We start from the raw sequence: 17,839 nt of genomic DNA, 5'->3' as shown, positions 1-17,839 counted from the left end.
CAATATGAGAAAAATATTATCTGATTTAAAGTCAAAAGTCTCAATGGTCAAATTTGCAAATGTTTGTGCGTTAATGGTTGCAGCTTATACTATCAGTGTAACCTGCGCATGGGTTCATCACCAGCCAGAAGTGCCAGAAGAGGCTAAGAAGCTCAGAAAGTTCTAATGTTACAACGGATTTCAGAAGACATAGTCAGCTGGCAGATTAAAAAAAATCTTTTAAAAGATGATCAGCGCGCGTTGTACCTATACGCATATGAGATATTACTCAGTCAGATTATTAACATAGTTGTGGCTGTGCTCATAGCAGTAATCATGCGTGCGCCTATGCCAGTGTTTGTGTTCCTTGCCAGCTATATACCATTAAGGTCATATTGCGGCGGGTATCACGCAAGAACCAATGGAGTCTGTACTGTAGTTTCAGCAATCCTTATTTTGATTGTCTGTCTGCTTGAGAAGTACATAGTTGGGACGGCCGCTCTTATTCTACCAATAGCAGTGTTTCTTATTTCAGGAATTCTGATCTTTATATTTGCACCTGTTCCCGACAGGAACAAGCTTCTCGATGAAGAGGAGACAATTCGTTACCGGTCAAAGAGCAGACAGTTCTGGCTGATGGAAGTAATCGTAGGTGCGATATTCTGGTTTGTCAATATGAGAGTCTGTGTTGTACTGGCTATATGCCATATGCTGCTGTCCGTTATGCTTGTGTATGGAGTGCTGAAGAATAATAAAATGAAATAGAAAAACGAGACTGTTGCCTGGCAGCGTTCTCGTTTTTCTATTATAGATTTGCTTGTTTTAGTAAAGGAAAAATCTCCTATCTATATACGAGTGTCAGCTTGTGCATTGCTCGAACCTAATTTCAATTCCGTAGATATCATTCTCTTTTTCTTATATTTAATAGATTATTATTATAATACTAATACCGTTCCAGATCTTCTATCTTCCCCGCTCCTTTCTGCTGATTAATTTCGTTATTTTAAGTATAAGATAATGTAATATCCTAAGTTTAGTATTTCTTGATATTTTAAATAAAAGGCTGTTTTAACTGATCCGTTATGCAAATTTTGGAGCTCAATGTGTACAATTTTAGCACTTCGGTTGAATTTCTTTCAGTTATATGTAGAATGTAAATTATAAGTGATATAGTTCTCGGAACGAAAGGAGGGCTGATGGTGCAGAATAAAAGAAACAATGAAAGCTATTACCAATACAGAGCAAGCTGCTCAATCCGTAAAGAGGATGGAACAGAGGAAATAAAAAATTACGAATTGGAAACAGATATTTTATACGGAGATCTCCATTTTTGGAATCGTTTATATTATCTGAAAAAAAGTCAGAATATGCTGTTTGACTTTGCATCCCGTGAACCAGGAATTGTAAAATGCAGAATCTTACAGGAAAGGCTGGTCTTAATACCAAGATTTACTTATAAATCACAAAAGCCTGTATGCAGAAAAGGATCATTAATCAAAAGACTACTGCTTGTAATTGAAGTGATTGTATTACTGCTTTTGGTTATGACCAGAGCATCTGCTGCAGGAGAGGAAGAACAGGGTATTTACGCAAAAGGTCAGGAACTGTCTTATATTGCGGGCCATGGAGAGGAGAACATGGGACAGCATATATTAGATAAAGATTGAACAAACCAGAGAGGAAGAATCATGTGTGAAGAAGAGAAACTGATTAATGACAGGCATTTAGAACGGATTAACCGGTTTACCAGTATTGAAACAGGGATTTATGTGGAGGGAGAATTACTTCAGTTTTGTGAAGCAAAGATGTTTGATCACGAAGTGGGTATTTTTCTACCCTCCACCTTTAAGGATATGAAACCGGAGGATGCAAAGAAAAAGTATTTTTCTGAGCAGCGTCCTGAAATTATAAAAACAAATGAGGATGGCACAGTTAATTTCTCCTTCAGTATGGTAGAAAGAGAGATTAAGCCAGAACAGCTTGCAAATGTAATACAGGAATTTTATCTTGTTTTAAAGCGATTTCAACCAATGAGTGTTTGTCTGGAAGATGGGACAGAGTCAGCCCATAATGTGCCTTTTGCATGGATGGAATTTATCAGTACAGCGCTTGATGATAATCTCTTTAATACATTGATTATTTACCCCGTGGGCAGAAGGCTGCTGATGGTGATGTTTAGCTGTCCGTTTGAGAAAAGGCTGGACTGGAGCCGCTGCTTAAGTGAAATCCGCAAGAGTATTACGATATATAGTAAGGAGAATGAAATTGGAGCAACTTAGAATCTATTTGGATTCCGGGGAGATTTTTTATCCGACACAATGTTTTATTGATAAAAGAGTAAATGAACATTTTACAGCTGTTGTAACCGGGGTGGTAAGTTCAGATAAAGATAATCTGATTCTTAGAGGATCAAAGGAGGTATTGCTGACTATTACTTTTGTTAACGAGGAAAAGAATGAAATACCTGTTTTCAAAGGAAGAATCGAAAGAAGATATGAGATTGAAGCAGATGGAGCTGTTTATTGGAATCTGTTTGCAGTGTCTCTGACCATGGATCTTGACAGAGAAAAGCATATAAGGACGTTTCAGGGAGAGGGACAGAATTATCTTCAGATAATTGGATCGGTGCTTTCCGGATATGAGAATACAACTGTGGTTTTAAGTAAAGAACTGCGGGAAATGTCTGATGGTCTGGCTGTACAGTATATGGAGACAGACTGGCAGTTTTTAATACGTCTGGCTGCAAAGAAAAATCAGATTCTGGTGGCAGACAGCGTTCATGATAACATCTGTTTCCATTTCGGAAGAATAAAAAGAAAAGGTAGAAAGAGTTTTAATTCCGACCAGTACCGTATTAAATGTTACGATGACTATGAGAAAGGTGAGACTGTTGAATATCTGATTAAAAGCAGAAAGTGCCTGCACTTATGCGATTGTGTGATGATAGAAGACAGCGCTTATTACATATACTCCATGAGTATGAATTTCAGCGGGGGGAAGGTGGAATTTGATTATGTACTCCGCACCCGGTCCGGTTTTCTGGTTCCGGCAAAGGAACTTTTAAGTCTTGCAGGACTTATGATCATGGGAATTGTTAAAAATACAGAAGAGAACGCAGTTCAGATAAAGCTGCTGAGTGAGAAAGATGAAACCTATGGAAAGCCCATTTGGTTTCCGTTTTCTTCTGTATATACGTCACCGGAAGGAACGGGCTTGTATGTTATACCCAAACCAGGAGATCCCATTCGGTTATATTTACCAGATGGCTGGGAAGAACATGCGTATGCAATTGGTTGCGTTCCGGCCGGAGATACGGCTGGGGAAAGGAAGGAGATTATATGACAAAAGATCAGACGTTTCAGGATTTATACGGATATTTTTTTGGAATGCTAAACAGAGGAGATCTGGATGAATTGTATGTAAGGGCTTTGGAGGCAATTCCCTCCATTGTTTCCCTGGATGAGATCAATGATATTAAAAATTCATCAGGTGTCAGCAGTTTAAGAACATAAACAGCGCGTCCCTTTGTACCTCAAAATCCCCGTACTTCTGCACGGGGACGATGAAATAATCTGTTATCAAAGAATTGTTTGCGCCTATTTGGACTGAAGCCGGTTGATCATGGTTAAGATCAGCAGTAAATCACTTTCCGGCAAAGATTTAAGCTTGTCTATTGTATCCCTGACTAAGGGCGGGTTGGGATTATCATTATCGAAAAAATCTTTCGGCGTTACGCTTAAGTACTCACAGATTGCCAGAAACTCCGCCATGGAAGGGAGACTTCTGCCGCTGGAGATACTTTGTACGTAACTTCTGCTGTGCCCAAGCTCCAGGCTCATCTTATGTTCTGCCACTCCCTTTTTAAGACGTAATTCTGTAATTCTTTTATTGATATAGTCCTGATCCATTATAGTCACCTCTCGTACTATATTTTATGATAATAAAATTTGTAAAATACACGATTAAAATATGTAAAATTCATATATTGCATAATTTGAATACCAATAGTATAATTAAAAACTGTTAATATTATGTAAAAAGTGCAGGGAGGAAAGGAGTTTGTATTAATATAAAAGTTCTGATAATCAGTTTATATGTACATAAGTAAAAATGCAATAGAAAAAGCGGAATCAGGCATACATAATATTGACAAATGTGATTAGTAAATTTTACCTTGATGTGTTATGATGTTTTTAACTAAAATGTCGAAACATGCAGGATGAGGTCGAAGTCCGAACTACAGGAGATAAAATTATGAAAAGAAGAGTAGGAATCAGAAGCATTGGGATAAAGATGCTCCTTGGCATTTTACCCGTCGTAGTGCTGGCACTGGCACTGTTAGCGAAGCTCAGTGAATCTACAAGCAGAGAGTTGATTGAGCAGCAGAGTAATTCCACTATGGAATCAGAACTGAAAGCGAATGTAAACGGCATTGACAATTATTTAAATGCGGTAGAGACCACAGCGATGAATATTTCTCATATAGTAGGGGCCTCTTATCAGTCTACGGATCTTGATACATACGGCAAAGCGATATCAGATATTATATCTGGCAATGATTTAATACTTGGCAGCGGTATCTGGTTTGAACCAAATGTATATGATCCCCAGCAAAAGTATGTAGGGCCTTACTGGTATAAAGATGGGAATAAGGTGACCTTAACCAATGAATACAGCAATGAGAGCTATGACTATTTTAATCAGGCGTATTATAAATCCGTATCAGGAGGGACAAAGGATGCAATTATAACCGATCCTTATTTTGATCCCACGCTCAACATGATGATGGCAAGCTGCACAGCTCCTATTTATGACAGCAGCAACCGTTTCATTGGAGCAGTTACGGTAGATATGCAGCTTAGCGACATTGACGAACTGATTAAATCTATTAAAGTTGGTAAGAACGGAACTGCAGTACTAATTTCCGGTGAGGGTGTTTATCTTTGCGGCGCAGATGCAGAAAAAGTGAGTAAAGGTGTCAATATGGCTCAGGATGAGAATGCCACACTTTCCGCAGCAGCAGCCCAGATGGTGGCAAACGACAAAGGAAAGACGGTTTATACAGAGGGTGGGGAAACTTATAACCTCTATTATGATACGGTTCCGGGTGTGGGTTGGATCATTATGATTAAGATGCCTCAGTCTGAACTGGCAGAACCCATTGTTGCCTTAAATGAAAAGCTGGCTAAAATCAGCGCAGCAGCTTTGGTTTTATGTATCATCGCAGTTCTGTTTCAGGTTGGAAGTATTACATCAGGCCTTAAGAAGGTCCGCAAGTTTGCAGGTTCACTTGCAGATGGTGATTTTACAGTACAGCCGTTGAAATCCAGACGCAAAGATGAACTGGGGCAGATGAGCAGCTCATTAAATAATATGTTCCAAAGCAATAAAGGAGTGATCGAGCAGATTTCCGACCAGGCAGGTGATATTACCGATGCCAGTATTCATTTAAATAAAGTATCGACTGGTCTGCTTGTTCAGTTCAGCGATGTGAAAACATATATGAGTGATGTAGATAAGGCGATGATGTCTTCCAGTGCAGCAACAGAAGAACTGAATGCATCTCTTGCAGAGGTTAACTCATCGGTAGGAGTACTTGCCAGTGAGACGGAAAAGAGCAGCAAGATGGCTGGCGAGATCATGGAACGGGCAAGAGACATTGAGAAAAAAAGCAGGGAAGCTTATGACAATGCCATTGTGATTTCACAGGAAAGAGAACAGGATCTCCAGATGGCTGTCCAGCATGCAAAGGTCGTGGAACGGATCGGCGATATGGCTCGTCTTATTTCCAATACGGCCTCCCAGATTAATCTTCTGTCACTCAATGCCTCTATTGAAGCGGTAAGAGCAGGAGAGCAGGGCAGAGGCTTCGCAGTCGTTGCCAGAGAAATCGGAAAGCTTGCCAAGGATACTTCTGAGATTGTAAAGGAAATCGAGGGCACCATAACAGATGTCCAGAATGCATTTTCCATGATGTTAGACGGATCACAGTCTATGCTGCTGTTCTTAAGAGATACCGTGACTCCTGATTACGACAATTTTGTGAATGTAGGTCAGCAATATGGCAGGGATGCAGTTACTGTTGAAGAAATCTCCAATGAAGTGGAGGAGATGGCGACCAACATCAGCCAGGTAATGCAGGAAGTGCGGGATGCCATCCAGAATGTCTCTGAATCCGTTCAGACGACGGCAGGCAACAGCAGTATGGTTCTTAGTACAATTGAAAAGGCATATGTAGTTGTACAGGATATGTCAAAGATGTCAGAGAAGCAGGAGCGGATTGCAGAGGAACTTAAGACTGTGGTTTCCGGCTTTAAATTAAAGTAATCTTAGTTATTGTGACTGGTACCTCCGCCAAATTGAAATGGCGGAGGTAATAAGGGATGAAATGCAAAAAAGAAATAAGACAGAATCTGCGATCCGATTATTAAGAAAATTCATCACAGGGTTTAGCTGATCTAAAACCCAGAGTGTTGCTATGAATAGTGCCAGAATAAAGGTTAAGTGTGGCCATAAATTAACATACCATTTATTCATCGTTATGATCCCTCCTTTTTGAAATAAATAATATCACTGATTGTGCGCCCGCCTTCAACTGGTTGATTTATGTAATTACCCTGATATACCATAGCAGAGGATTTTCCACCATCCAGATTGTAGGCCAGCAGACAATCTTCATTGGCCATGATTTCTGCAAGTTCACTCATGGTTGCTCCTTTCGAATAGCCTGTATTACGTCCGTCGACCAGAACGAACTTATAATGCCCTGGTCCGACATAACCAATCGCACAGCGGGGATTGCTTCCATTTAAATAAGAGGTTGTCTGAAATGTAGTCTTGACTGACCCGTTATCCAATAACGATGGTCCGAAGTTCCACGCCTGCCATACATCGCATTCCAGTATCTTTTCCTGATCAAATTCTTCCGGAGTATATATTTTCATAGTACCATCCAGAAACAAAACGCATATTTCTGCATCATTCGTATCTGAACGGTAAAGAATTCCGTTTCTTACTACAATTCCCGTTTCATTATTTCCGTAGGAATCACCTGATATCGCCAATAAAGCATCATTATCTTCCGCCATTTGAACGGTTGTTTCTCTTAAATTCTTACCAAATGTCCCATTGGCAAAAGCAGTTTGAAGCTGTTTGACGGAGGTTACGTATACATCAGCGGTATAATAGGTGATTTTATCATTTCCCTCTCCTAACTCATTTTCTGTAATGTTCAGCTGTATGTTATCACTTTTGAATGACTCCAAAGCTGTATTGGTTTTACTGGATAAATCCAGGCTGTTATTTTCTGAAACAATTGACTTTGTATTAGTATTACCATTGCCAGAATTATTTTTATTGCCTCTTTTTTGACCCGAAGGTCTGGTTTTTGTGTTGGTATTATCATCACTGTCTGGAAGAGCAAAAGCCTGGGACTCTGTAGCGGCCTCATCGATTAAAATGGTAGTATTCTGATCCCCTTTACGTGGCATGATATAGAAATAAAGGATAAATGCTCCAAAGCAGAGCAAAGCAATTATAAAATCAAATAATATTACTTTTATAAATTTATTATTTATCATATTGGGTATCCTTTTCTTAAACGGTTTGAACTGATAGCGTTGAGTATAACGCCTGAATCTTAAATACATCTGAAAAAAGTAAGATCATTCTGTATGAATTTTTTCAGTATTATTTCAGTAGTGACTTGTATACTGTTGGAAAAGTGACAGAAAGAGAGGAACTCTATGGCAGTAAAGAATAATTATATTGTAATTCCGGCGTATAATCCGGATGATCGGCTAATTGCTCTCTTAAAGGAATTGAGTTACAAAATGGAAGCAGTGCTGCTAATTGTCAATGATGGGAGCAGGATAGAAGCAGAAGAAATTTTCCATGAGGCAGAAAGCTATGGAATTGTACTGCAGCATGACAGGAATTACGGAAAAGGAAAAGCAGTTAAAACTGCATTAACATTTATCAGAGATCAGAAGGTTTCAGGCAGAGTTATCATTGCTGATGCAGATGGCCAGCATACTGTGACTGATATTGCTCGTTTGTTAGAAGTAAAAACAGGAGAGAGAAATATTCTTATCATCGGCAGCCGCAATTTTCAGGGTAATATACCCTTAAGAAGCAGATTAGGTAATCAGTTTACAAGAGCTACGTTCTGGCTTCTGTCGGGAAAATGGCTGAAAGACACGCAAACGGGGCTGAGAGCATTTGACAGCACATTAATTCCAATGTTTCTTGAAATATCAGGGGATCGGTACGAATATGAGACAAATATGCTTCTGACCTGTATAAAAGAGAATATTCGGATTGTGGAAGTTCCCATCGAAACGATTTATCTGGAAGGGAATAAATCTTCTCATTTCCGGCCCTTAAAAGACTCCGCACGCATTTATATGACAATGTTAAAATTTGTTTCTTCCTCGTTTCTCAGTTTTTGTATCGATTATCTGCTGTTTGGCATACTTTTATCTCTGACTTCCGGACTGGGAATTATTACTGCAGACGCTGTCAGCAACATCATGGCAAGAATTGTGAGTGCTTCATTTAACTTCTATGTAAACCGTAATTATGTATTTCATTACAAAGGAAACTTATTGCAGTCTGCCCTGGGCTATGCCGCTCTGGCTCTTTCCATACTGGCAGTCAATACCGCCATGCTGTTGTGGCTGGTAAGAGATTGGGGAATGGGCGGATTAGAAGCAAAAATTGTGGTGGAGGTCTCCATCTTTTTTGTGAGCTTTCTGGTACAGAAATTATTTATTTTTAAAAAGAGACCGGTTCATACCGCTTTATAGGAAGTATAGGTTTAAAAATGTCTTGACATTTTAATTTTATCTTATTATAATGATGACAATATTACATTAAAATATGAAATGCTATGAAAGTGCAAGTAGAATCTTAATTTCTATCAGAGAGAAGGGGTCACCGGCTGAAAGCCCTTTTAAGTTCAATTAAGAGTTCGAATTTCCCACTGAAGCAGCATGGCTGAAACCTGTGAATTTATTTGATTGGCAGGCGGGTAGGTCATGACGTCCTTACACGTTACGTATGCCGAGTGCCTGCTTTTGATGCAGGAATCAGGGTGGTACCGCGAACACAGCTTCGTCCCTTTACAGGGATGGAGCTTTTTTAATGTATCAGGGAATGAATCAAAGAAGGAGAGCATGATGAAAGATCAATTAGAAAAAATCAAACAAGAAGCATTAAAGCAAATTGAAGCTTCCGATGCGCTGGAAAGACTGAATGACATTAAAGTTGCTTATCTTGGAAAAAAGGGAGAACTGACCAGTGTTTTAAAGAGCATGAAGGACGTTACTCCGGAAGACAGACCCAAGATTGGACAGATGGTGAATGAAGCCAGAGAAGTAATTGAAAGTAAGCTGGATGCGGCCATGACTGCGCTGATGAAAAAAGCAAGAGAAGAGCAGTTAAGGAAAGAGGTTATTGATGTCACTCTTCCAGCGAAGAGAAACCGGGTTGGGCATACTCACCCTAATACCATTGCATTAGAAGAGGTGGAGAGAATCTTTGTGGGCATGGGTTATGAAGTGATTGAAGGCCCCGAAGTAGAGTATGACCATTATAACTTTGAAAAGCTGAATATTCCGAAGAACCATCCGGCAAGAGATGAGCAGGATACGTTCTATATCAGTGACAGCATTGTTTTAAGAAGTCAGACCTCTCCCGTTCAGGTTCGTACCATGGAGGAGGGAAAACTTCCCATCCGAATGCTGGCACCAGGCAGAGTGTTCCGTTCTGATGAGGTAGACGCAACCCATTCTCCTTCGTTCCATCAGATTGAGGGACTGGTAATCGATAAGAATATCACATTTGCAGATTTAAAAGGAACCCTGGCTGAATTTGCCAGAGAGTTATTTGGACCTGAGACAAAGGTGAAATTCCGCCCCCATCATTTTCCGTTTACTGAGCCAAGTGCAGAAATGGATGTTACCTGCTTTAAATGTGGAGGAAAGGGCTGCCGTTTCTGCAAAGGATCTGGCTGGATTGAGATTTTAGGCTGCGGAATGGTACACCCAAACGTGCTTGCCATGAGCGGAATTGATTCCAATGAATACTCCGGATTCGCATTCGGAGTGGGCTTGGAGAGAATTGCCTTGTTAAAATATGAGATTGATGACATGAGATTATTATATGAAAATGACATCAGATTTTTAAAGCAGTTCTAGAAACAGGAAGGGAGATAGATTGATGAATACACCATTATCATGGGTTAAAGCATATGTACCGGATTTGGAAGTGGCACCTCAGGAATATACAGATGCCATGACACTGACCGGAACGAAGGTTGAGGGCTATGAATGCCTGGATAAAAATTTGGAGAAGATCGTAGTCGGTCAGATCTTATCGATTGAACGCCATCCGGATGCAGATAAACTGATTGTCTGCCAGGTGAATGTAGGTACTGAGACCGTTCAGATCGTTACTGGCGCATCAAACGTTAAAACAGGAGATATGGTACCGGTTGTTTTAGACGGAGGAAAGGTTGCAGGAGGCCATGACGGCGGTCCTCTTCCGGAAGCTGGAATTAAGATCAAAAAGGGCAAGTTAAGAGGCATTGAATCCTGTGGAATGATGTGCTCCATTGAAGAACTGGGATTTACAAGCGAAATGTATCCAGATGCTCCTGAAAGCGGAATCTATATTCTTCCCCAGGACTGCGTACCGGGAACTGATGCAGTAGAACTTCTTGGCCTTCATGATTCTGTTTTTGAATATGAAGTAACTTCAAACCGTGTGGACTGTTACAGCGTGATCGGGATTGCCAGAGAGGCAGCAGCTACCTTTAACAAAACCTTTGTTCCTCCAGTAGTAACTGCTACCGGCAACAGTGAGGATGTTCATGATTTTCTGAAAGTAACAGTAGAAGACAGCCGTCTTTGTTCCCGTTACTGCGCAAGAATGGTAAAGAATATTAAGATTGCTCCTTCTCCTGTCTGGATGCAGAGAAGACTTGCAGCCTGCGGAATCAGACCAATCAATAACATTGTCGATATCACCAACTATGTAATGGAAGAATACGGCCAGCCAATGCATGCATTTGATTATGAACAGCTGACAGGTCATGAGATCGTTGTCAGATGTGCAGAAGATGGAGAGACCTTCCAGACCTTAGATGGCCAGGAAAGAAAACTGGACAGCACCGTACTCATGATTCGTGACGGAGAGAAGGCAGTGGGCATTGCCGGTATCATGGGAGGGGAAAATTCTAAGATTACGGATGAAGTCCAGACCATGGTATTTGAAAGCGCCTGCTTTGATGGAACCAATATCCGTCTTTCCTCCAAGAAAGTTGGTTTAAGAACCGATGCTTCCGGCAAATTTGAAAAGGGCCTTGATCCCAACAATGCAAAGGCTGCAATCGACCGTGCATGCCAGCTGATTGAGGAGCTTGGCGCAGGTGAAGTAGTCGGCGGCATGATTGATATTTATCCGGAGAAGAGAGAGGAAAAACGTGTTGCATTTGAACCGGAGAGGATGAACCGTCTTCTTGGTACCGATATTACAGCAGAGACAATGCTTGAGTATTACAAGCGTCTGGAACTGGAATATGACGAAAAAACTGGAGAGATCATTGTTCCTACATTCCGTCAGGATTTAGAATGTATGGCGGATTTAGCAGAGGAGACAGCGAGATTTTATGGCTATGATAAGATTCCGGTTTCCCTTCCGACCGGTGAATCGACAACTGGGAAACTCTCCTATAAACTAAGAGTGGAGGAGCTGGCAAGAGAGGTTGCGGAATTCTGCGGATTCTCTCAGGGAATGACATATTCCTTTGAAAGTCCTAAAGTTTTTGACCGTCTCCTTCTTCCTCAGGACAGTCCTCTTCGGGTAACTGTAAATATTTTAAATCCCCTTGGCGAGGACTTCAGTGTAATGAGAACAATTCCTCTTCACGGAATGTTAAATTCACTGTCTACAAACTACAACAGACGTAATAAAAATGTCCGCCTTTATGAGCTGGCCAATATTTATCTGCCAAAGAGCCTTCCTCTTACAGAGCTTCCAGATGAAAGAATGCAGTTTACTCTGGGCTTTTACGGAGATGGTGATTTCTTTGACATGAAGGGTGTCGTTGAGGAGTTCTTTGAGAAAACCGGTATGAATTTAAAGCCTCATTATGATCCCAAGGCAGGAAAGACGTTCCTTCATCCGGGAAGACAGGCAGACATCATTTACGATGGAGTAAATATCGGATATTTAGGAGAGGTTCATCCGGAGGTAGCCGATAACTACAAGATCGGAGACCGGGCTTATGTGGCAGTGATCGATATGCCGTCCATGATACCATTTACAAGTTTTGACCGTAAATACACCGGAATTGCCAAATATCCGGCAGTTACCAGAGATATCAGTATGGTAGTACCAAAAAATATTCTGGTAGGTCAGATAGAAGAAGTCATTGAACAGCGTGGAGGCAAGATATTAGAAAGCTATGAGCTGTTTGATATTTATGAAGGTGCACAGATCCTTGCTGGTTTTAAATCAGTTGCCTATTCCATCACATTCCGTGCAGCAGATCATACTCTGGAAGAACAGGAAGTTTCGGGAGTTATGAAAAAAATACTCAACGGTTTACAGGCACTTGGTATTGAGTTAAGAGCATAAAAATTTATATAAAAAGATGTCGGGAGAAAAGCAGAACGCTTCCGGCATCTTTTTTTGTTTGCCTGCATGGAACTGAAAAATCCCGTCAATCCTTACGGTAGAGGAATGTTTGAAAACAGGGAGGCAAAACAGATGCTTGATGATCTTGATATTAAACTCATAAGAGGGAGAATGCTTTTAGATTCGGGAGGAAATCCGGCCGTGGAAGCAGAAGTAATCCTGGAAAACGGTGCACAGGGAAAAGCTGTGGTTTCGGTTTTTGATGAAATGACCGGAGAGGAAGAAGCAGATTATATCAGGGAATGGCTATCGGAAGCGATTTTATTTGAAGATGCTGCAGAACAAAAAAATATTGATAATCTGCTGATCAGACAAAGAGAGGCAGACGATGCGGATCATAAAGAAAACGGCAGAGGAAAGGCCGGAGTGTTAGCACTGTCCATGGCAACAGCAAGAGCGGCGGGGGCAGGGCTTGGACTTCCGCTATACCGCTATTTAGGTGGATCTACGGCTCCAGTCATGCCGGTTCCGGTCATGAGCATGGTAGACGGAGGAGACTGGGGAAAGGGAATCGATTTTAAAGAAATTATGATTATCCCCTTAAACAGGACTTCTTTTGCAGAAGGACTGCGGCTGGGTGGAGAAGTATACCAGACATTAAAGCGGCTTTTATCCTTAAACGGAATTGATACATCGGTGGGGAAAAGCGGCGGTTTTGCAGCAGACGTAAAAAGTGCAGAGGAAGCGCTTCATTATATAATGGATGCAGTCAGACTTTCCGGATATGATCCGGATTCTGATGTGGCCGCTGCTATTTCCGGATATGCGGATCATCTTTATGTAAAAGAAGAAGGAATTTACCATTTTGATAAAGAAAGCCTGAATAATGGAATTCTGGTACACAGAAATCAAAAAGATATAATTTCCTATTATTTAAGGCTTGCAGATGGATTTCCTCTGGGACTTGTGACAGAAGGACTTTGGACAAAAGATCTTGAGGGAAGAAACCGGATGTATCAAATGTTTCACCATCGTTTCACCATAGCTTCTGATGACTTTTTTGCATCCAATGGCGTGGAGATTCAATTGAAGAAAGCCGGTACGGTAACAGCTGCACTGGAAATGGCTGAGAGAGCAGGAAGGCTTGGGTATAAAGTGATCTTTTCAAACAGTTATAAGGAAACAGAGGAAGTGTTTCTTAGTGACATGGCAGCGGCAGTTGGTGCTGATTATATCAAATGCGGTGCACCCTGCAGGGGGGAATGCACGGCAAAATACAACGAACTGCTAAGAATTGAGGAATTCTATAGCAGACAGCAGTGAAAAATAGAAAAAAATATTGTATTTACTGAAAATTTATGGTATGATAAGCGTTGTTTGACTTAAGGAGGTGGGAAAATGATCCGGATTATATTATCAATTGTGTTCGTTATTATATGTGTTGCTTTATCAGCGATTATCCTGTTACAGGAAGGAAAGAGTCAGGGTCTTGGTTCTATCGGTGGTATGGCGGATACTTACTGGGGCAGGAACAAAGGACGTTCCATGGAAGGAAAACTGGAGAAGTTTACAAAGTACGGAGCAATCCTGTTTTTTATCCTGTCATTAGTACTGAATCTGAATATACTGTAGCGATTAAACACTCTTGTGGTATAGCAGCAAGGGTGTTTTTTTCGCTTTAAGGAAAAATTCTGTCATACCATCAGGTGAAGTGCAGATAATAAAAATATAAATCAACTTGTTAGAAAAATTGTGAAAAGAGAGGAAAATAATGACAGAAGAACAGTTAATGCAGCGGAAAGCCATGTTTATGGAACTGTTTTCGGATCCGACTTATAAACCGATGAAATTAAAGGAAATTTCCATGTTATTTGGGGTTCCCAAACATCAGAGAGACGAATTAAAACAGGTACTGGATGCCCTGGTGTCAGAAGGAAAAATCGGAGTATCCCAGAAAGGAAAATACGGAAAACCAGATATTGGTTCCATGGCAGGAGTATTTTTCGGACACCAGAAGGGCTTTGGTTTTGTATCGGTAGAAGGTTTTGAGAAAGATATCTTTATCCCGGAGGATAAGACTGGCGGCGCTCTTCATGGAGATACCGTTCTTATATCTGCGGAGGCGGAAGGCTCTGGCGGCAAGAGAGCAGAAGGCCGGGTGATTAAGGTGCTTCAGCATGCAAATGAAGAGATTATTGGATTTTATCAGAAAAATAAAAATTTTGGTTTCGTCATTCCGGATAACCAGAAGATTTCTAAGGATGTCTTTATTCCCCAGGGAAAAGACATGGGGGCAGTAAACGGACATAAAGTAGTGGTGAAGATCACCGATTTTGGAGGAGAAGGGAAAAAGCCGGAGGGCGTGATCAGGGAGATCCTTGGACATGTCAATGATCCGGGAACTGACATTCTTTCCATTGTGCGTGCTTACGGACTTCCGGAGGAATTCCCTGACATTGTGATGAAGCAGGTTGAGTCAGTCCCTGATTCTATTTCTGGTAAAGATATGCAGGGGCGTCTGGATTTGAGGGAATTACAGACTGTCACCATAGATGGAGAGGACGCTAAGGATCTTGATGATGCCATCACCATTTCAAAAAAAGACGGGACATATACTCTGGGAGTACACATTGCTGATGTAACCAATTATGTAACAGAGCACAGCCCTCTTGATGAAGAAGCTTTAAAAAGAGGAACCAGCGTCTATCTGGTGGATCGTGTTATCCCCATGCTGCCCCATAAGCTGTCTAACGGTATCTGCTCTTTAAATCAGGGAGAGGATCGTCTGGCGCTGAGCTGCATCATGGAAATCGACGGAGATGGAACGGTAACCGGCCACAGAATTGCGGAAACGGTAATCAATGTGGACCGGAGAATGACTTATACAGCGGTAAATGCAATTATAACCGACCATGATGAAGCAGTCATGAAAGAATATGAGGCCTTTATTTCCATGTTTGAACAGATGAAGGAACTGGCTGATATTTTAAGAGAAAAAAGGAAAAATAGAGGTTCGATTGACTTTGACTTCCCAGAAACGAAGGTAATTCTTGATGAGCGGGGAAAGCCATTGGAGATAAAACCTTATGACCGGAATTCTGCCACTAAAATCATTGAAGATTTTATGCTTATGGCAAATGAGACAGTTGCAGAGGATTATTTCTGGCAGGAGATTCCATTTCTATACCGGACTCATGACAACCCGGATCCAGAGAAGATGAAAAGTCTGGCTACGCTGATTAACAATTTCGGCTATTCCATTCGCTTCCATAACGGAGAGGTATATCCCAAAGAAGTTCAGAAGCTGCTTGCCAATGCAGAGGATACTCCGGAAGAAGCATTAATCAGCCGTCTTGCTCTTCGATCCATGAAGCAGGCAAAGTATACGGTAGGTAACACCGGGCATTTTGGTCTTGCAGCAAAATACTATACCCACTTTACTTCCCCGATCCGAAGATATCCGGATCTGCAGATCCACCGTATCATAAAGGAGAACTTAAGGTCAGGGCTCAGCGAGAAGCGTGTCAGTCATTATGACAAGCTACTGATGCAGGTGGCCGTTCAGTCCTCTTCTCTGGAGAGGCGGGCAGATGAAGCAGAGCGGGAAACCATTAAGCTGAAAAAATGTGAGTATATGTCTAAGTATATTGGGCAGGAGTTTGAGGGAGTCATTTCAGGAGTAACAAACTGGGGGCTTTATGTAGAACTACCCAATACGGTGGAAGGCCTGATCCATGTCAATGATCTTCAGGATGATTATTATCATTTTGATGAAGAACATTATGAACTGGTTGGAGAAATGACCAGGAAGACTTTTAAACTTGGTCAGCCTATACGGGTAATTGTATCGGGTACGGATAAACTGCTTCGTACCATCGACTTTATTTTAGGAAAAGATTCTGACGGGGAATAACAAATACCAAATTGGCAGGATGAAAATACTTTGTTTTTATCCTGCCGAGAATTTGTGTGTGAGATATGGAGTTTAAAGCCATAGATCATTTATTTTTATGGACCTGGAATATATGGTCTTTTTTCATTTGGAAGAGAGATCCCACTAATTGAAACATTATATCAGGGAGTTGCTGGGTATGAAAATAAAATGTTTAATTAATGCATGCATGATGGCAGCAATGTTGTTTACCATGACTGGATGTGCAAAGGAAAGAAATAAGATCACGGTTCAAGAGCCTGAAAATACTAAAACAGTAATTGAAGAGTCGAAGAAGGAAGAAAGTGAACCAAAGATAATAGTTGATAAAACTGAGCGTTTGGAACATATCATGATTAGTGACTGGTTTGATGATGATACAGCAATTGTTTCAAAAGATAATGAGTCATTAGAAAAAATGAGCTTATCAGAACTATCAGACCAGTATCCAAAGAGTCTGTATTTACTGAATATTAACTCAAAAGAATATCAGCTGGTCAGGGAACAAAAAGATGTATTGCTTGGGGGAGCGGTGTTCTCCAAGGATAAGAAATATCTGATATACGATGAATATGTTTTAGGGGATCCTGCTTACTTCATTATGAATATGGAGAATCATGAGAGCATTGGGCTTATGGGAGAACCGATTGGTGGAGCAATCAGTGCGCACTGGGCTGATAACGAAACTGTTATCGGTTCAGCATATGGCGGCGGCGTTTATCTGTCTGACAGAACTGGAAATATGCGCTTGATTGATGAATTAAAAGAGGAAGGAATATATCTTGTTGAGAAACTGGGGAACAAAATTTATTATAATACACAGTCAGATTTCACTTTAATGACCTTAGACCTGGCTACAAAGGAAAAGACCAGTCTTAATCTGGGGCAAGTATCTGAAATCTTACCATCTCCTGATAACAAAGAAATGATAATCTTACAGAATAATGGTTCCAAAAGTTCGATGATTATTGATAGTCCTGAGAAGGATGAAAAAATTACAATTGCAGAGAATGCTGAATTGTACGGAGTATCCTGGTCACCTGATCAGAGGATGATTGCTTATGGCTTGAAAGAGGATAAAAATAATGCAACAGAAAGAAGTCTGTATGTATTTGATATACTTACTGGAAAATCGATAAAGATTGCTGCGAATACTGAACCCATAAGTACTAACTGGAGTCCTTCTGGTAAAAGATTATCATATACGGAATGGGATGGAGAGCAGTATACCAGCAGTATTATTTATTTTAAATAGAACTCTTTGCTGATTTTCTTATCCTTTACGAG

At 40.8% G+C, this 17,839-nt stretch carries 16 protein-coding genes and 1 other annotated feature; of the genes, 14 read left to right on the top strand and 2 right to left on the bottom strand.

All coding sequences use genetic code 11. The features are described from left to right. The first annotated feature begins 4 nt into the window (after positions 1 to 4). The 6 genes from ABS301_RS17825 (at position 5) to ABS301_RS17800 (ending at position 3,491) form a co-directional block, all read left to right on the top strand. Positions 5 to 166, top strand: coding sequence for a cyclic lactone autoinducer peptide (locus ABS301_RS17825; protein WP_349673485.1), 162 nt, complete (start codon positions 5 to 7; stop codon positions 164 to 166). Further along, entirely contained in the window at positions 166 to 744 is a 579-nt protein-coding gene (locus ABS301_RS17820) for an accessory gene regulator ArgB-like protein (protein WP_349673484.1), read from the top strand. Before ABS301_RS17825 ends, ABS301_RS17820 begins: the two co-directional genes overlap by 1 nt. A gap of 431 nt (positions 745 to 1,175) precedes the next feature. After that, the gene (locus ABS301_RS17815; RefSeq protein ID WP_349673483.1) at positions 1,176 to 1,646 is read left to right on the top strand and encodes a hypothetical protein; all 471 of its coding nucleotides are present in this window, start codon (positions 1,176 to 1,178) and stop codon (positions 1,644 to 1,646) included. Between the two features lie 21 nt (positions 1,647 to 1,667). Continuing rightward, complete coding sequence (locus tag ABS301_RS17810; protein WP_349673482.1) at positions 1,668 to 2,258, top strand: hypothetical protein; 591 nt, start codon at positions 1,668 to 1,670, stop codon at positions 2,256 to 2,258. Beyond that, positions 2,245 to 3,321 carry a hypothetical protein gene (locus tag ABS301_RS17805; protein WP_349673481.1) on the top strand — a complete coding sequence of 359 codons (1,077 nt, stop codon included), beginning with the start codon at positions 2,245 to 2,247 and terminating at the stop codon, positions 3,319 to 3,321. The genes ABS301_RS17810 and ABS301_RS17805 overlap by 14 nt, the downstream gene beginning before the upstream one ends. After that, positions 3,318 to 3,491 (top strand): hypothetical protein, encoded by a 174-nt coding sequence (locus tag ABS301_RS17800; RefSeq protein WP_349673480.1) that lies wholly within the window; start codon positions 3,318 to 3,320, stop codon positions 3,489 to 3,491. The genes ABS301_RS17805 and ABS301_RS17800 overlap by 4 nt, the downstream gene beginning before the upstream one ends. Before the next feature lie 84 nt (positions 3,492 to 3,575). Here ABS301_RS17800 and ABS301_RS17795 read toward each other — a convergent pair whose 3' ends face one another. After that, the gene (locus ABS301_RS17795; RefSeq protein ID WP_104437610.1) at positions 3,576 to 3,887 is read right to left on the bottom strand and encodes a helix-turn-helix domain-containing protein; all 312 of its coding nucleotides are present in this window, start codon (positions 3,885 to 3,887) and stop codon (positions 3,576 to 3,578) included. Positions 3,888 to 4,233: 346 nt separating this feature from the next. On the opposite strand from ABS301_RS17795, the gene ABS301_RS17790 reads away from it, so the two are divergent. After that, on the top strand, positions 4,234 to 6,306 hold the full coding sequence (locus ABS301_RS17790) for a methyl-accepting chemotaxis protein (RefSeq protein ID WP_349673479.1): 2,073 nt from the start codon (positions 4,234 to 4,236) through the stop codon (positions 6,304 to 6,306). A gap of 212 nt (positions 6,307 to 6,518) precedes the next feature. Here ABS301_RS17790 and ABS301_RS17785 read toward each other — a convergent pair whose 3' ends face one another. Further along, complete coding sequence (locus ABS301_RS17785; protein WP_349673478.1) at positions 6,519 to 7,559, bottom strand: phosphodiester glycosidase family protein; 1,041 nt, start codon at positions 7,557 to 7,559, stop codon at positions 6,519 to 6,521. Positions 7,560 to 7,724: 165 nt separating this feature from the next. On the opposite strand from ABS301_RS17785, the gene ABS301_RS17780 reads away from it, so the two are divergent. The 7 genes from ABS301_RS17780 to ABS301_RS17750 all read left to right on the top strand — a co-directional run bounded on the left by ABS301_RS17780 (position 7,725) and on the right by ABS301_RS17750 (position 17,807). After that, the gene (locus ABS301_RS17780) at positions 7,725 to 8,786 is read left to right on the top strand and encodes a GtrA family protein (RefSeq protein WP_349673477.1); all 1,062 of its coding nucleotides are present in this window, start codon (positions 7,725 to 7,727) and stop codon (positions 8,784 to 8,786) included. A gap of 74 nt (positions 8,787 to 8,860) precedes the next feature. Continuing rightward, positions 8,861 to 9,104: a binding site (T-box leader), on the top strand. A 54-nt stretch (positions 9,105 to 9,158) separates the two neighbouring features. Next, positions 9,159 to 10,178, top strand: a complete 1,020-nt coding sequence (gene pheS, locus ABS301_RS17775) for a phenylalanine--tRNA ligase subunit alpha (protein ID WP_349673555.1) — start codon at positions 9,159 to 9,161, stop codon at positions 10,176 to 10,178. 22 nt (positions 10,179 to 10,200) lie between these two features. Beyond that, on the top strand, positions 10,201 to 12,621 hold the full coding sequence (gene pheT, locus ABS301_RS17770; protein WP_349673476.1) for a phenylalanine--tRNA ligase subunit beta: 2,421 nt from the start codon (positions 10,201 to 10,203) through the stop codon (positions 12,619 to 12,621). 132 nt (positions 12,622 to 12,753) lie between these two features. Continuing rightward, a complete protein-coding gene (locus ABS301_RS17765; RefSeq protein WP_349673475.1) occupies positions 12,754 to 13,944 on the top strand; it encodes a phosphopyruvate hydratase family protein in 1,191 nt (396 codons plus the stop codon). Positions 13,945 to 14,019: 75 nt separating this feature from the next. Continuing rightward, positions 14,020 to 14,253 (top strand): preprotein translocase subunit SecG, encoded by a 234-nt coding sequence (secG, locus tag ABS301_RS17760; RefSeq protein ID WP_104437598.1) that lies wholly within the window; start codon positions 14,020 to 14,022, stop codon positions 14,251 to 14,253. 139 nt (positions 14,254 to 14,392) lie between these two features. Next, the gene (rnr, locus tag ABS301_RS17755) at positions 14,393 to 16,534 is read left to right on the top strand and encodes a ribonuclease R (RefSeq protein WP_502877980.1); all 2,142 of its coding nucleotides are present in this window, start codon (positions 14,393 to 14,395) and stop codon (positions 16,532 to 16,534) included. Between the two features lie 178 nt (positions 16,535 to 16,712). After that, entirely contained in the window at positions 16,713 to 17,807 is a 1,095-nt protein-coding gene (locus ABS301_RS17750) for a hypothetical protein (RefSeq protein ID WP_349673474.1), read from the top strand. The last annotated feature ends 32 nt before the right edge of the window (positions 17,808 to 17,839 follow it).

Origin of the sequence: Lacrimispora sp., assembly GCF_031982545.1 — a bacterium.
GTDB lineage: Bacteria > Bacillota > Clostridia > Lachnospirales > Lachnospiraceae > Lacrimispora.
The sequence above is the reverse complement of the archived record's forward strand: the minus strand, read 5'-3'. Positions and strand labels throughout refer to the sequence as shown.

Bases quoted from the DNA above. Each gene is read 5' to 3' on its own strand.
- ABS301_RS17825 (WP_349673485.1), top strand. From the start codon at position 5: ATGAGAAAAATATTATCTGATTTAAAGTCAAAAGTCTCAATGGTCAAA.
- ABS301_RS17820 (WP_349673484.1), top strand. From the start codon at position 166: ATGTTACAACGGATTTCAGAAGACATAGTCAGCTGGCAGATTAAAAAA.
- ABS301_RS17815 (WP_349673483.1), top strand. From the start codon at position 1,176: ATGGTGCAGAATAAAAGAAACAATGAAAGCTATTACCAATACAGAGCA.
- ABS301_RS17810 (WP_349673482.1), top strand. From the start codon at position 1,668: ATGTGTGAAGAAGAGAAACTGATTAATGACAGGCATTTAGAACGGATT.
- ABS301_RS17800 (WP_349673480.1), top strand. From the start codon at position 3,318: ATGACAAAAGATCAGACGTTTCAGGATTTATACGGATATTTTTTTGGA.
- ABS301_RS17795 (WP_104437610.1), bottom strand. From the start codon at position 3,887: ATGGATCAGGACTATATCAATAAAAGAATTACAGAATTACGTCTTAAA.
- ABS301_RS17790 (WP_349673479.1), top strand. From the start codon at position 4,234: ATGAAAAGAAGAGTAGGAATCAGAAGCATTGGGATAAAGATGCTCCTT.
- ABS301_RS17785 (WP_349673478.1), bottom strand. From the start codon at position 7,559: ATGATAAATAATAAATTTATAAAAGTAATATTATTTGATTTTATAATT.
- ABS301_RS17780 (WP_349673477.1), top strand. From the start codon at position 7,725: ATGGCAGTAAAGAATAATTATATTGTAATTCCGGCGTATAATCCGGAT.
- pheS (WP_349673555.1), top strand. From the start codon at position 9,159: ATGAAAGATCAATTAGAAAAAATCAAACAAGAAGCATTAAAGCAAATT.
- pheT (WP_349673476.1), top strand. From the start codon at position 10,201: ATGAATACACCATTATCATGGGTTAAAGCATATGTACCGGATTTGGAA.
- ABS301_RS17765 (WP_349673475.1), top strand. From the start codon at position 12,754: ATGCTTGATGATCTTGATATTAAACTCATAAGAGGGAGAATGCTTTTA.
- secG (WP_104437598.1), top strand. From the start codon at position 14,020: ATGATCCGGATTATATTATCAATTGTGTTCGTTATTATATGTGTTGCT.
- rnr (WP_502877980.1), top strand. From the start codon at position 14,393: ATGACAGAAGAACAGTTAATGCAGCGGAAAGCCATGTTTATGGAACTG.
- ABS301_RS17750 (WP_349673474.1), top strand. From the start codon at position 16,713: ATGAAAATAAAATGTTTAATTAATGCATGCATGATGGCAGCAATGTTG.